The sequence below is a fragment of the Mesorhizobium sp. C432A genome, from assembly GCF_030323145.1.
Classification (GTDB): Bacteria; Pseudomonadota; Alphaproteobacteria; order Rhizobiales; family Rhizobiaceae; genus Mesorhizobium.
The window spans coordinates 5,413,497-5,427,956 of sequence record NZ_CP100470.1 but is presented as its reverse complement, the minus strand read 5'-3'; the positions used below and the strand labels follow the sequence as shown (position 1 = coordinate 5,427,956).

9 protein-coding genes are annotated in these 14,460 nt (G+C 63.9%); 7 read left to right on the top strand and 2 right to left on the bottom strand.

Translation table 11 applies throughout. The features are described 5' to 3' along the window. Nucleotides 1–179 precede the first annotated feature (179 nt). The 5 genes from NLY33_RS26730 to NLY33_RS26710 all read left to right on the top strand — a co-directional run bounded on the left by NLY33_RS26730 (nt 180) and on the right by NLY33_RS26710 (nt 7,748). Nucleotides 180–1,733 (top strand): Do family serine endopeptidase, encoded by a 1,554-nt coding sequence (locus NLY33_RS26730; RefSeq protein ID WP_023702184.1) that lies wholly within the window; start codon nt 180–182, stop codon nt 1,731–1,733. A 253-nt stretch (nt 1,734–1,986) separates the two neighbouring features. Further along, nucleotides 1,987–2,661: a response regulator transcription factor gene (locus NLY33_RS26725; protein ID WP_023670185.1), complete on the top strand. Its 675-nt coding sequence runs from the start codon at nt 1,987–1,989 to the stop codon at nt 2,659–2,661. A gap of 107 nt (nt 2,662–2,768) precedes the next feature. Continuing rightward, on the top strand, nt 2,769–4,244 hold the full coding sequence (locus NLY33_RS26720; protein WP_023705427.1) for a sensor histidine kinase: 1,476 nt from the start codon (nt 2,769–2,771) through the stop codon (nt 4,242–4,244). Beyond that, on the top strand, nt 4,244–7,210 hold the full coding sequence (locus NLY33_RS26715) for a bifunctional [glutamine synthetase] adenylyltransferase/[glutamine synthetase]-adenylyl-L-tyrosine phosphorylase (protein WP_031196474.1): 2,967 nt from the start codon (nt 4,244–4,246) through the stop codon (nt 7,208–7,210). Before NLY33_RS26720 ends, NLY33_RS26715 begins: the two co-directional genes overlap by 1 nt. A 64-nt stretch (nt 7,211–7,274) precedes the next feature. Next, the gene (locus NLY33_RS26710; protein WP_023705425.1) at nt 7,275–7,748 is read left to right on the top strand and encodes an EF-hand domain-containing protein; all 474 of its coding nucleotides are present in this window, start codon (nt 7,275–7,277) and stop codon (nt 7,746–7,748) included. 103 nt (nt 7,749–7,851) lie between these two features. Here the strand turns inward: NLY33_RS26710 and NLY33_RS26705 are convergent, their stop codons facing one another. Then, nucleotides 7,852–10,173 carry a PAS domain-containing sensor histidine kinase gene (locus tag NLY33_RS26705; RefSeq protein ID WP_023705424.1) on the bottom strand — a complete coding sequence of 774 codons (2,322 nt, stop codon included), beginning with the start codon at nt 10,171–10,173 and terminating at the stop codon, nt 7,852–7,854. A 308-nt stretch (nt 10,174–10,481) separates the two neighbouring features. Beyond that, nucleotides 10,482–13,121 carry an aminopeptidase N gene (gene pepN / locus NLY33_RS26700; protein WP_023705423.1) on the bottom strand — a complete coding sequence of 880 codons (2,640 nt, stop codon included), beginning with the start codon at nt 13,119–13,121 and terminating at the stop codon, nt 10,482–10,484. Between the two features lie 37 nt (nt 13,122–13,158). Here pepN and NLY33_RS26695 point away from each other — a divergent pair, with 37 nt between their 5' ends. Then, nucleotides 13,159–13,371 carry a hypothetical protein gene (locus NLY33_RS26695; RefSeq protein ID WP_155922471.1) on the top strand — a complete coding sequence of 71 codons (213 nt, stop codon included), beginning with the start codon at nt 13,159–13,161 and terminating at the stop codon, nt 13,369–13,371. 170 nt (nt 13,372–13,541) lie between these two features. Further along, on the top strand, nt 13,542–14,444 hold the full coding sequence (locus NLY33_RS26690) for a DMT family transporter (protein WP_023705422.1): 903 nt from the start codon (nt 13,542–13,544) through the stop codon (nt 14,442–14,444). Nucleotides 14,445–14,460: the final 16 nt, after the last annotated feature.

Below are 14,460 nucleotides of genomic sequence, written 5' to 3'. Positions count from 1 at the left end.
GTGCTGAGTTGTGTACACCATAGGGCAGCAGGCGAGCGCAACCAAGCGATTTGTGCGACCGCCCAACATTACAAAACTTTCATGCACCGGAAATGGCGCCGTAATGTGCGCCTCTCTATTTCTCTTGTCCGAGGATGCTCTGCCTGAGCCGCATCCAGTGAAAAGAGGATACGAGACCCATGACTATCGCCCCCAACCCATATTCCCGCACCCGCAAACGCCTGTTGGCCGCCGCCGCTTCGCTGGCCATTGCCGGCGGCATCGGTTTCGGCGCCGTTGCCACTGGTACAGCTCCCGTTCTGGCCGACGCCGTGCGGGTCGAAGCGCCCCAGGTGCCGGGCTTTGCCGATGTCGTCGAGCGCGTTTCGCCGGCCGTGGTCAGCGTCAAGGTCAAGGCCAAGATCGAGCCTGCCGCCGATGACGGCTCCGACCAGTCCGACGATCCGGACGGCATGAACAACCTGCCCGACAATCCGCAGCTGCGCCAGTTCTTCAAGCAATTCCGCGGCTTTGGTGATCAGAACGGCCATGACGGCGGCAATCGTCGCTTCAGCCACCGCGACCATAACAACGACCAGCCGCGTCCGGTGGCGCAGGGTTCTGGCTTCTTCATCTCCGATGACGGCTATCTCGTCACCAACAACCATGTCGTCGAGGAAGGCTCCGCCTTCACAGTGGTGATGAATGACGGCAAGGAGCTTGACGCCAAGCTGATCGGCACCGATCCGCGCACCGATCTGGCGGTGCTCAAGGTCGATGGCGTCGGCAAGTTCACCTATGTCGATTTCGCCGACGATTCTAAGGTTCGCGTCGGCGACTGGGTGGTGGCCGTCGGCAATCCGTTCGGCCTCGGCGGCACCGTCACCGCCGGCATCGTCTCGGCCCGTGGCCGTGATATCGGCGCCGGTCCCTATGATGACTTCATCCAGATAGACGCTTCGGTCAACCGCGGCAATTCGGGCGGCCCGACCTTCAACCTTAACGGCCAGGTCGTCGGCATCAACACCGCGATCTTCTCGCCGTCGGGCGGAAGCGTCGGCATCGCCTTCGACATTCCGGCCTCGACCGCCAAGCAGGTGGTGCAGGATCTGATGAAGAGCGGCTCGGTGCAGCGTGGCTGGCTCGGCGTCGAAATCCAGCCGGTTACATCGGACATCGCCGAATCGCTGGGCCTGAAGTCGCAGAACGGGGCTCTGGTTTCGGGCGCCCAGGACGGTGGCCCCGGCAAGAAGGCCGGCATCACCGCCGGTGACGTGATCACCCAGGTCGAAGGCAAGGACGTCGCATCGCCGAAGGAACTGGCTCGTCTGATCGGCGCCTACCCACCCGGCAAGTCGGTCGACGTCACGGTGTGGCGCGACGGCAAGAGCCAGACCATCAAGGTCGATCTCGGCACGTTGCCATCCACTGACAAGCAGGCCTCGGCCGACCCGCAGCAGCCCGCGGCACCGGCAAAGCCCGCCGCGCTGGCCGATCTCGGCCTCACCGTCACCAAGTCGGAAAACGGCAAGGGCCTGGTGGTGACCGATGTCGATCCCGACAGCGATGCCGCCGACCGCGGCATCCAGCCCGGCGATGTCATCACCTCGGTCAACTCGACGGAGGTGAACGGCACCGACGACGTCGCCAAGGCGATGGCCGATGCGGTCAAGTCCGGCCGCAAGGCGGTGCTGATGCAGATCACCCGCGACGATTCAAACCGCTTCGTCGCGCTGCCAGTCGCCAAAGGCTGACATCACACAGTTTCCAGTGCGGCGGTTTCAACACCCCCGAGCCGCCGCACGGGAAGCAAGGGGCCGAACGCGTTAGTCAGTCATCGTGTTCTGCTCCCGGCGGCAGCGGGCCCCCATCGCCCGCTGCCGCTCTAACAGCGAAGCATGTCGCCCAAAAGTGCACTGCGGTTTGGCAAAACGACATGCTTGAACGAAAGCTTTTGCGCTCATGGCGGCCCCTCAATCTTCCGGCGAAATCGCGTATAACGGCTCTATGAAGATTCTCGTCATAGAAGACGATCGCGAGGCGGCCGACTATATGCAGAAGGCCTTTGCCGAGGCTGGGCACACCGCCCATGTCGCCGGCGACGGCGAAACCGGCTTTGCGCTGGCCGATGCCGGCGACTATGACGTGATGGTCGTCGACCGCATGATGCCACGCCGCGACGGGCTCTCCGTCATTGCCGGCCTGCGCTCGCGCGGCAACACCACGCCGGTGCTGATCCTGTCGGCGCTGGGCGAAGTCGATGACCGCGTCACCGGTCTGCGCGCCGGCGGGGACGACTATCTGACCAAGCCCTATGCCTTTTCCGAATTGCTCGCCCGCGTCGAGGTGCTGAACCGCCGCGCCAGCGCCAGGGAGGCCGAAACCGTCTACAGGGTCGGCGATCTCGAGCTTGACCGGCTGTCCCATTCGGTCAAGCGCGCGGCGCGCGAGATCACGCTGCAGCCGCGCGAATTCCGCCTGCTCGAATATCTGATGCGCCATGCCGGCCAGGTGGTGACGCGCACCATGCTGCTCGAAAATGTCTGGGACTATCATTTCGATCCGCAGACCAACGTCATCGACGTTCACGTCTCGCGCCTGCGTGGCAAGATCGAGAAGGGTTTCGACAAGCCGATCCTGCATACGGTTCGCGGCGCCGGCTATATGCTGAAGAGCGGCTAGAGCATGATCCCAAAAAGTGGGTACCGGTTTTTGGAGAAGATCATGCTCCAACAAAGGGGTAGGTCATGATGAGATTTCAGCCAAATCTCATCATGAGCTAGAACTCGATGGCCCTTTCCCTGCCGGCCATCATGAGGACGACGGCGGCGCGGCTTTCAGCGCTTTATTTCCTGCTTTTCGCGCTATGTGCCGTGTTGCTGGTCTTCTACATGACGTCGTTGTCGGCCCGCATGCTGACCGGCCAGACCCAGCAGACCATCAATGACGAGGTGCTCGGCCTCGCCCGTGCCTATCAGAGCGGCGGCCTGCCGCGGCTGGTGCGCGTCGTCGAGCAGCGCTCGCGCCAGCCCGGCGCCAACCTCTATCTCATTGCCGACGTCAACGGCCAGATCCTCACCGGCAACGTGCAGAGCCTGGCACCGGGGGTGCTCGAGACCGATGGCTGGACGACCGAACCCTTCTCCTATCGCCGTTTCGGCGAAGGTGAGCTCGAACGGCAGCGCAACCAGGCTTCTGACCCGAATGGCGCGCAGCCCGGCGAGACCGAAATTCAGTCCGAGGGCGAGAAGGGCCACAACGCCATCGCGCTGGTGCTGCGGCTGCCCAACCAGATGATCATGCTTGTCGGCCGCGATCTCGGCGAGCCCGAGCGCTTCCGCGCCGTCGTCCGCCGCGCCCTGATGCTGGCGCTGGGCATGATGGGCCTGGGCGGGCTGCTGATCTGGTTCCTTGTCGGCCGCGCCGCGCTGAAGCGCATCGACAGCGTCTCGGAGGCAAGCCGCCGCATTATGGGCGGCGATCTCACGGGACGGCTGCCGGTGACCGGCGCCGGCGATGAGTTCGACCGCCTGTCGGAAAACCTCAACACCATGCTGGCCAGGATCGCGACGCTGAACGAAGGGCTGAAGCAGGTCTCCGACAACATCGCCCATGATTTGAAGACGCCGCTGACCAGACTGCGCAACCGCGCCGAGGCCACACTTTCGGGCAAGCACAAGACCACCGACTACCGGCAGGCGCTGGAAGGCACCATCGCCGAATCCGACCAGCTGATAAAAACCTTCAACGCCATCCTGATGATCTCCAGGCTGGAGGCCGGCTATTCCTCGGAGAGCACCAGCAAGGTCGATCTCGCCGCCGCGGTGCATGACGTTGTCGAGCTTTATGAGCCGGTGGCGGAGGAGGCTGGCGTGGTGCTTGAAACTGCCGCGGACGGGAATTTTTCCGTCGATGGCAACCGCGAGCTGATCGGCCAGGCACTGTCGAACATCGTCGACAACGCCATCAAATACTCGACCGATGCGACGGAAAAGCCTGCCGTGCGCGTAGCCCTGCAGCGCGTCGGTCACGAAATCCGCCTTTCCGTTTCCGACAATGGCCATGGCATCCCCGACGATGCCGACCGCGCCAGGGCGACCGAGCGCTTCGTGCGGCTGGAGAAGAGCCGCTCGCAGCCGGGATCCGGCCTTGGCCTCAGCCTCGCCAAGGCGATCATGACTTTTCACAATGGCCGGCTTGAACTTCTGCCTGCCAATCCCGGATTGTCCGTTATCATGAGCTTCCCGGGGCGGGAGGACCATTGATGGCGGTGCGGATGGCGCAGAAACGGATCGAGACCGAATGGCGCCTGCAACTGGCGGCGCAGCTCGCGCCGCTGGATGAGACCCGCGCCCGGCGTGAACTGTCGGAGATCGCTGGCGATGCCAAGGACGAGAACCTGCCGCGGCTGGCGAAATTCCTAGGAGGCAAGGGCGCGGCCCAGGAGTTTCTCGCTGCCGTCTTCGATCTCTCGCCTTTCCTCCGCGATGTCGCGCGCCGCCGGCCGCAAATCCTCGACGCGCTGTTCGATGGCAGTGTCGAGGCTCGGCTGCTCGCCATCGCCGAAGCGATCGGCAAGGCCGCCTTTGCCGAGACCGTTTCCGAATCCAGCCTGATGATGGAACTCAGGCAGTGGAAGGGTGAAGCTCACTTCCTGATCGCACTTGCAGACCTCTCCGGTGAGGCCGATGCCGCGCTGACGGTAAGGCGCCTCAGCAATCTCGCCGATGCCTGCACCTGCGCGGCGGTCGACTTCCTGCTGCGCGAGGCGCACAGCCAAGGCAAGCTCAAATTACCCGATCCCGAAAATCCGTCACGGCAATCCGGCTGGATCGTGCTCGGCATGGGCAAGCTTGGCGCGCATGAACTGAATTTCTCCTCCGACATCGACCTCGTCGTCTTCTTCGATCCGGATGCGCCGGCAATCGTCGATCCGCTCGACGCCACAGAGCTGTTTGCGCGCCTGACCCGCAGGCTGGTCCGCATCCTGCAGGACCGCACCGGGCACGGCTATGTCTTCCGCACCGATTTGAGGCTTCGTCCCGATCCAGGCTCGACGCCGCTGGCGATCCCGGTCGAGGCAGCACTTCGCTACTATGAGGCGCGCGGCCAGAACTGGGAGCGCGCCGCCATGATCAAGGCGCGTCCCGTGGCCGGGGATCTCGATGCCGGGGATGCGTTCCTGCGGGAATTGCAGCCCTATGTCTGGCGCAAATACATGGACTATGCGGCGATCGCCGACGTTCATTCGATCAAGCGCCAGATCCATGCCCACAAGGGTCATGGCGAGATCGCGGTCAAAGGACACAACGTCAAGCTCGGCCGCGGCGGGATTCGCGAAATCGAGTTCTTCGTCCAGACCCAGCAACTGATCGCCGGCGGCCGTTTTCCGGAGCTGCGCGGCCGCGAGACGGTGCCGATGCTGGGTGCGCTGGCGGCGCGCAACTGGATCACCGCCGATGCACGCGACGCGCTCACGCAGCAATATTGGTTTCTGCGCCGCGTCGAACACGCCATCCAGATGGTCGCCGACGAGCAGACGCATATTCTGCCCGACGATGATGAAGGGCTGGAACGCATCGCCCATATGCTGGGCTTTGCCGATGCCGCCAGATTTGCCGAAACCTTTCGCGCGGCTTTGCATGAGGTCGAGCGCCATTACGCCGCGCTGTTCGAGACCGCGCCTGAATTGTCGGCCGGCGTCGGCAATCTGGTCTTCACCGGCGATGTCGACGATCCCGACACGCTGCAGACCTTGCACGGCCTTGGCTTCCAGCGGCCAAGCGACATCTGCCGCGTGATTCGAGGCTGGCATTTCGGCCGCTACCGCGTCACCCAGTCTGCGGAAGCGCGCGAGCGGCTGACCGAACTGACGCCGGCGCTGCTCAAAGCCTTCGGCCAGACGCGCCGGGCCGACGAGGCGCTGGTTCGCTTCGACGAATTCCTCGCCGGCCTGCCCGCCGGCATCCAGCTGTTTTCGCTGCTGCAGTCGAATCCCGCCCTGCTGAAACTAATGGCGACGATCATGGGCGCCGCGCCTCGGCTGGCGGCAATCATCACAAGGCGCCCGCATGTCTTCGACGGTCTGCTCGACCCGGCGCTGCTCGCCGAACTGCCCAACCGAGCCTATCTCTCAGCGCGGTTGGCCGCTTTCATCGAAGGCGACCGGGCTTATGAGGACGTGCTCGACCGTTTGCGCATCTTTGCCTCCGAGCAGAAATTCCTGATCGGTGTCAGGCTGCTCGCCGGCTCGATCGACCCGGCGCGCGCCGGCCGCGCCTTTTCCGATCTCGCCGACCTCACCATCGACGCCGCATTGCAGGCGGTGACCACCGAATTCGCGCTACGTCATGGCCGCATCGCCGGCGGCACCGTGTCGCTGCTCGGCATGGGCAAACTCGGCAGCCGCGAGCTCACCGCCGGCTCCGACGTCGACCTCATTCTGCTCTACGACCACGACGCGAATGCCGACGAGTCCGACGGCGACAAGCCGCTCGCACCATCGCACTACTATACCAGGATGACGCAGCGGCTGATCGCGGCTGTCTCGGCGCCGACCGCCGAAGGCGTTCTCTACGAGCTCGACCTGCGCTTGCGGCCATCCGGCAACAAGGGGCCGGTGGCCACCCACATCGATGCCTTCAAGAAATACCAGCGCCAGGAGGCCTGGACCTGGGAGCACATGGCGCTGGCCCGGGGGCGCGCCATCGGCGGCGACGCGGCTCTTTGCACCGAGGTCGAGGCCGAGGTCGCGGCACTTCTGGCCTTGCCGCGCGACGCCGCCAAGGTGGGGGCAGAGGCATCCGAGATGCGCGCGCTGATCGAGAAGGAAAAATCGCCGCGCGATCTCTGGGACATCAAGCTCATCTCCGGCGGCCTCATCGACCTCGAATTCATCGCGCAGGTGGCGGTTATAACCGGGCAGGTCGAAGGCGGCCGCAGGGTGACCGCGACCGGCGAAATCCTAGCGCATCTGTCGCCGGATTTCGCCGAGGCCGACGTCAGGCAGCAGCTTTGCGAAGCCTACCAACTCTATCTGGCGCTGACCCAGATGACGCGGCTTTGCCTCACCGGCGCATTCGAACGCGATGACGTTCCGCCGGGACTGTCGGATCTGCTTCTGGCGGTGACTGACCTGCCGGATTTCGGTGTGCTGGAAGCACACCTCAAGGAGACGTCGCAAAAGGTCAGAAAGGATTTCGACCTTTTGCTTCGTACGAAACGGTCGTGAGGGCGTGAAGCGCTGGCGGCTGTTTCGGATCGCATCGGGGGTGACGATGCAACAGGAGATACCCATGAGAAAAACAACCGGACTTGCCCTTGCCTTCGTCGCGCTTGCCGGCGCCGTTGGCACCACCGCCTATGCCGAGAACAATGCCAGCGCCAGAATGCGCGAGGGCGCGATGATGCGCCTCGACAAGGCGATGAAGGATTCCAACGGCACCATCAGCTTCGACCAGTTTTCCGACGCCATGAACGCGCGGCTGAAGAAGCTGGTCGCTGACAATGGCGGCAAGCTGACCGTTGCCCAGCTCGCCGACGCGCTGGAGAAGGCGCGGTTCGAGGAAATGGCAAAGCGTATCGTCGCCCGCTACGACACCAAGGGCGACGGCACGCTGACCACGGACGACATCACCGGGCGCGAGAAAAAGGTGTTCGCGATGCTCGACCGCAACAATGACGGCAAGATCGAGCGCAACGAACTGCCGAAGAACGGCCGCATGGGCCGCCACCACCAATGGGACGGCGGCGACGACAGCATGGAGTGAGTGGCGATATGTCTCCGGCGGCGAAAGCCGCCGGAGCCCTTACATGACCGCGGCTACCCAGTCCTTGAACGCGGCGGAGAGCACCGCTGGCATTGGCGGGCCGTCAGGCCGCCGCCTTCACCGCCGGCTGCGCCTTCTTCACCGGGATGCGCACCGACACGATCGTGCCGACGCCTTCGGTCGAGCGGATTTTCAGCGCTCCTCCTTGCAACTCGGCCAGCGAGCGCGAGATGGCAAGGCCGAGGCCGGAACCGGCGTGGTTCTTCGAAAACTGGTTCTGCACCTGTTCGAAGGGGCGGCCAAGCTTGCTCAGTGCCTCCTTCGGAATGCCGCAGCCATTGTCCTCGATGGTCAGCACCAGCGCGCCTGACGTGTTGCGGGCGCGCACCGAGATATGGCCGCCCTGGCCGGTGAACTTCACCGCATTCGACAGCAGATTGATGGCGATCTGCTTGATCGCCCGGCGGTCGGCGAACAGCGTCATCGTATCGGCGATGCGGGTTTCGACCGTGATCGATTTCTCCGCCGCCTGCAGCGAGATCACCCGCACCGTCTCGCGGATCAGCGGGCAGAGATCGATTTCCTCGCGGTCCACCGAGAATTGGCCGGCTTCGATCTTCGACATATCGAGTATGTCGTTGATGACGCCGAGCAGATATTTGCCGCTGCCGTTGATGTCGTTGGCATATTCCTCGTAGCGCGGCGAACCGAGTGGCCCGAACAGGCCTTGTTCCATCAGTTCGGAGAACCCGATGATGGCGTTGAGCGGCGTGCGCAGCTCGTGCGACATGTTGGCTAGGAATTCGGATTTGGCCCGATTGGCGGCCTCGGCGCGCTCGGTTTCCTTCATATATTCGCGGTTGAGCTCGACCAGTTCCTTGGCGCGCTCTTCCTCGGCCCGGCGGGCGAGGCTGAGGTCGTGGATGGTCGCCATAAGCCGGCGCTCGCTGTCGACCAGCTTTTCCTGGTGCAGCTTGATCTGGGTGATGTCGGAGCCGACGGAGACCGTGCCGCCGTCCCGGGTCCTCAGTTCGTTGACCTGCAGCCAGCGGCCGTCGGAGAGCTGCCGCTCGAAGGTTGCGCCCCCTTGCGGCCCGTTGGTGTTGGCCAGCCGCCGTTCAGAGGCGAAGGCAAGCATGCGCTCTTCAAGCACGGCGCGCGCAGCGCCCGGCATGACGTCGCGGTCCGACAGGCCGTTGTCCTTCTGGTATTTGGAATTGCACATGATCAGGCGCTGGGCGGCATCCCACAGCACGAAGGATTCGTTGATGTTTTCGATCGCGGTCCGCAGGCGCAGGTCGGCCGCCTCCGAGCGCAGCGCCAGATGCCGCTGCTCGGTGACGTCGACGGCAATGCCGATCAGCTGGATCTCAGGCGCTTCCGGGTCGATCACCTGGGCCCTGGCGCGCATCCATACCCACTGGCCGTCGGCGTGACGCATCCGGAACACCTGGTCGATATGGTCGATCTCGCGCTCGACGATTTTGTTGGCGAGCTCGAACAGGTCGCCGTCTTCGGGGTGGATGATGTCGTCGACCTCGCCGAACGACAGCATCGAGTTGCAGGGCTCGTAGCCCAGCATGTCGTACATCGAGCGCGACCAGTACATCTTGCCGCGCACCATGTCCCAGTCCCACAGGCCGCAGCGACCGCGCACCAGCGCCATGTCGATGCGCTGATGGGCTTCGAGATAGATGCGGTCGGCTGTCTGAGCGCGCGATGCCTGGCCGAAATAGGCGTAGAGGATGATGATCAGCACGCCGGCTGTCAGCACAAACAGCGTGACGTTGAGCGAGACGGTCTTTCGCCAGCTGTCGAACACCGCTTCCTGCGGCACCAGCACGGCGGCGGCGTTCTTGCGGTCCCGGGTCAGGCTCACCGCCGCGTACCAGTCCTGGCCGCCGATGCTGACATCCATGACCCCGGCGCGGTCGCCGAACATGAACAGCGGCTGGCCGTCCAGCACCAGGCTGTCCAGCGATCGCCCTTGCCAGCCGGTCGACAGCGGCGAGACGGCAATGATCTTGAAGGCGCTGTCGGTGATCACAAGCACATGGCTTCTGCCCATGGCGCCCTGGCGGCTCGTGCTTTCCAGAAGATCAATTGCACCGCTGGATGCCGCGGTCGGGTCGGCCGAGATTGCGTTCGCCATCTGGCCGGCGGCGAGACCCAGCACCGCCTTGACGTCGCGCTCGGCCTCGTCGCGCTCGTTCATCAGCGACAGCACGCGCAGTGCGGCGATGACGATCAGGAAGATGATGATGAGAGCCGGTATCGAACGGCGCAGAAGGGGTTCGGCAGCCAGGAGCCGCCGGTAGGCTGGTTCAGCGATGAGCCGCGTATTGCCGGCGAGGCCGTCGCCTCGCGCCTTGCGCCGCTCAAAAGCCGTCCCTTCGGGCGCGCCCCACGCGTCCGCCTTGGCCATAAATGGCACTCCCCGAATTTCCGTACGCTTGACGATCCGGCAACACCGCACGTCCGAATCGTCTGTAAAGAATCAAAGGTGATTCGCCTTGTCCAGAGGCGCGGCCGAAAAACATTAAAAATTGATTGAAATAACGCTGAAATCCCTCCTTGAGGCGAGAGTGGCCCGAAGGGCCGGGTGGGGTCCTCGGCGAAGCGCTCGACTCTCTCAATCACGGTCGAAGTTGGTCGAGGTCGCGCACTGCCGCAACGACCCCACCCGTCCATCCGCCTTCGGCGGCTGTCCACCGTCCCCTCAAGGGGGAGGGATCAGGCCAGCGTTCGCTCCACAATATCCCGCAAATCCGCCGACAGGTTCTCGGCACCGGCGATGGCCAGCAGCGCTTCCCTGGCCTTGGCTTGCCTGCCCGGCTCCAGCGAGCGCCACGAGCGCAGCGCTGTCGCCAGCCTGGCCGCCACTTGCGGATTGCGTTTTTCAACCTCGAGTACGGTCTGGGTAAAAAACCGGTAGCCTTCGCCATCGGCGCGGTGGAAGCCGGTCTGGTTGGCGCTGGCGAATGTGCCGACCAGCGAGCGCACCCGGTTCGGATTGGCCATCGAGAAAGCTGCGTGCCCAGTCAGCTCGCGTACCGTGTCGACTGTCCGGGGGCCTGGCACGCTGGCCTGGATCTGGAACCATTTGTCCATGACCAGCGGATCGGCGCCATAACGCGCCTCGAAATCGGCCAGCGCCTTGATCGCCTCCAGCGATCCGTCATGGCGGTGCGCAAGGACGGTCAGTGCTGCGGCGCGGTCGGTCATGTTCGTCGCGACCTCGAAATGCCGGGCGGCGAGCGCAGCGCCTTCCGGCAGCAGCGAGAGATAGTCGAGCAGGGTGTTGCGCAGCGCCCGTCGTCCCGCACTTGCCGCGTCGGGGCTGAACGGACCATCGTCGGCGAGGTGGCTGTATAGGCCGGTGAACGTTTGCTGATTGGGGCGCGCGATTGCCAGCGCCAGTGCCTGGCGGGCAGCGAAGATGGCGTCGGGGTCGATGTTCGTGCCGATGTCGCGGGCAATGTCGGCCTCGCCCGGAAGTGACAGCGCCAGCGCCCGGTAGGCAGGTTCCAGGGTCTCGTCGCCGGCGATCTTGCCGGCAAGTCCGGTCAGCCTGGCGGTGAAAGCCGGCTTCGCGCCGCCGAGGATCTGGCGGAAGGCCGCTATCAGCGCATCGGTCAAAAGCGTGTTGAACGCCTGCCAGCGCGCAAAGGCATCGCTGTCATGGCCGGCGAGAAAGAACTGGTCGTCGGCCTTCTGCTCGACCGAAAGCGTGATCGGTGCCGAAAAGCCGCGGTTGAGCGACACCGCCGGCCGCTCGGCAACGCCTGAGAAGCGCACCATGTGACGGCGCTTGCGAATATGGATGACACCGTCCTCGACGGCGGCGCCCTCGACGCCGCCATAGGCAACCGGTTCGCCGCCGGCGCCGACCAGCCCGAAGGCGAGCGGGATGTGCATCAGCCGCTTGCGGCTTTCCGACGGCGTCGGCGGCACCGACTGCTCGATCTCGAGCGTGAACTCGCGCGTGGCCGGATTGTGCGTCGAACTGACGGTCAGGTTCGGCGTGCCCGCCTGGTGGTACCAGAGCGCGAATTGCGACAGATCGCGCCCGGAGGCGTCCTCGAACACTTTGAGGAAATCCTCGATCGTCGCTGCTTCGCCGTCATGGCGCTCGAAATAGAGATCCATTCCGGCGCGGAACGTGTCAGGTCCGAGAATGGTGCGGATCATGCGCACGACTTCCGAGCCTTTTTCGTAGACGGTCGCCGTGTAGAAATTGTTGATCTCGCGGTAGCGGCGCGGCCGCACCGGATGCGCCAGCGGTCCTTGGTCCTCGGGGAACTGGTGTGCCCTGAGCGTGCGCACTTCGGCGATGCGCTTGACCGCGCGCGAGCGCTGGTCGGCGGAGAATTCGTGGTCGCGAAAAACCGTCAGCCCTTCTTTCAGGCAGAGCTGGAACCAATCGCGGCAGGTGATCCTGTTGCCGGTCCAGTTGTGGAAATACTCATGCGCGATGATCGCCTCGATATTGGCGAAATCGGCATCGGTGGCGGTTTCCCGGTCGGCCAGCACATATTTGTCGTTGAAGATATTGAGGCCCTTGTTCTCCATGGCCCCCATGTTGAAGTCGGAAACGGCGACGATGTTGAAGACGTCGAGGTCGTATTCGCGGCCGAAGGCCTGCTCGTCCCATTGCATCGAGCGCTTCAGCGCATCCATGGCGTAGCCGGCAAGCCCCTCCTTGCCTGGCTCGACATAGATGCCGAGTTCGACCTCGCGCCCGGACATGGTGACGAAACTGTCCGCAACCTTGCCGAGATTGCCGGCCACGAGCGCAAACAGATAGGACGGCTTGGGGAAGGGGTCGTCCCAGACTGCAAAGTGCCAGCCGTCGGCAAGCGCGCCGCTTTCGACCGGATTGCCGTTGGAAAGCAACAGCGGCGCTTCGTCCAGCCTCGCCTCGATACGCACGGTATAGACCGACAGGATGTCGGGGCGGTCGAGGAAATAGGTGATGCGGCGAAAGCCCTCGGCCTCGCATTGCGTGCAATAGACATTGCTGGAGCGGTAGAGGCCCATCAGCGCCTCATTGCTGGCCGGCGCGATCTCGGTCTCGAGCAGCAGCTGGAAACGGGCCGGCGGCCTCAAAATGGTCAGCTGGTCCGGCGTGGCGAGATACTCGGCCGGGGCAAGCTCGCGACCGTCGATGGCAATGCGCTTGAGCACCAGCCCGTCGCCGTCCAGCACCAGCGACGTCGAGGCGGCGGCGCCATCGCGGCGTTCGATCGTCAGCACTGCGGTGACACGCGTTGCGTCTGGCGAAAGGCGGAAGGTGAGGCCGGTTTGCGGGATGGAAAAGTCGTTGGGGCGGTAGTCTTCGAGCTTGAAGACCTGGCCGGTATCGGTTCGCATTCCCTTGGGTTTCCCTGTCGCTATCGGAGCCGCTGACGTGTCCTGGCCCATTAAATCTAAAGTTGCGCGCTCTTTACACGAAACGGTCACTCGACAAAACTGCGCCAATGCCTATTTCGGGGCGTTCCCCTTCCGCCATTATCGTGAGGCCTTGATGACCGTCGTCACATCGAAGTTCGGCATGGGCGCCTGTGTACCGCGTCGTTCGACGCGCATCTCAGCGGAGATCCGGGAAGCAACAAAACAGTGAAAGCCGGGCCTGGAGACGAAGCGGGCGGGAAACTGTCCGATCATCCCGGCGCGCATCGGCCCAAAAATCAATGTCGATTTTTGGAAAGCACGATGCGCAGATTTAAAGTGTCAGAGCGTCCTTTGCGCGTCGAAGACGACGCGCGGCGCTCTAATGTTCTCACTGGGATCATGCTCAAGGTCATGTCGGTGGCAGTCTTTGTCGGCATGCAAACCTGCATCAAGGCCGCCGGCACTTTGCCGGCCGGCCAGATCGTCTTCTTCCGCTCCTTCTTCGCCATCTTCCCGATCATCGTCTTCCTGGCCTTCAAGAGAAAACTCGGTACGGCGTTCGCCACCAAACGCCCGCTGAACCACATTGCGCGCGGTGTCGTCGGCGTTTGCGCCATGGGGCTCGGCTTCTTCGCGCTGACCCGGCTGCCGCTGCCTGAGGCGATCACGCTGAACTATGCCCAGCCTTTGCTGGTGGTGGTGTTCTCCTCGCTATTCCTCGGCGAAGCCATTCGCGTCTATCGCTGGAGCGCGGTTGCGGTCGGTCTGGTCGGCGTGCTGATCATCTCCTGGCCGGAGCTGACGCTGCTCACGTCGGGCGTCGCGCTCGGCGACCAGGAGGTGCTGGGCGTCATCGCTGCTCTTGTTTCTGCAGCAATCTCCGCCAATGCCATCCTGCTCGTGCGCAATCTTGTCCAGACTGAACGAACAGCGACCATCGTGTTGTGGTTCTCGGCGACGGCGAGTGTCATGGCGCTGCTTACGCTGCCCTTCGGCTGGCAGGCGCTGACGCCGCTGCAGGCCGGTCTGCTGGTCGCAGCAGGGTTCTGTGGCGGGCTGGCGCAGATTTTGATGACGGCGGCGTACCGCCATGCCGAAGCTTCGGTGGTGGCGCCGTTCGAATACACCTCGATGATCCTCGGCGTGGTCGTCGGCTATTTCGCCTTTGGCGATATCGCCACCATCAACACGCTCGTCGGCGGTGTGATCGTCGTTGCCGCCGGCATGTTCATCATCTGGCGCGAGCGCCAACTCGGCCTGGAACGCACCCGAACGCGCAAGGCAGCGCCACCACAGGGGTGAGGAGGTCCGCGGGGTT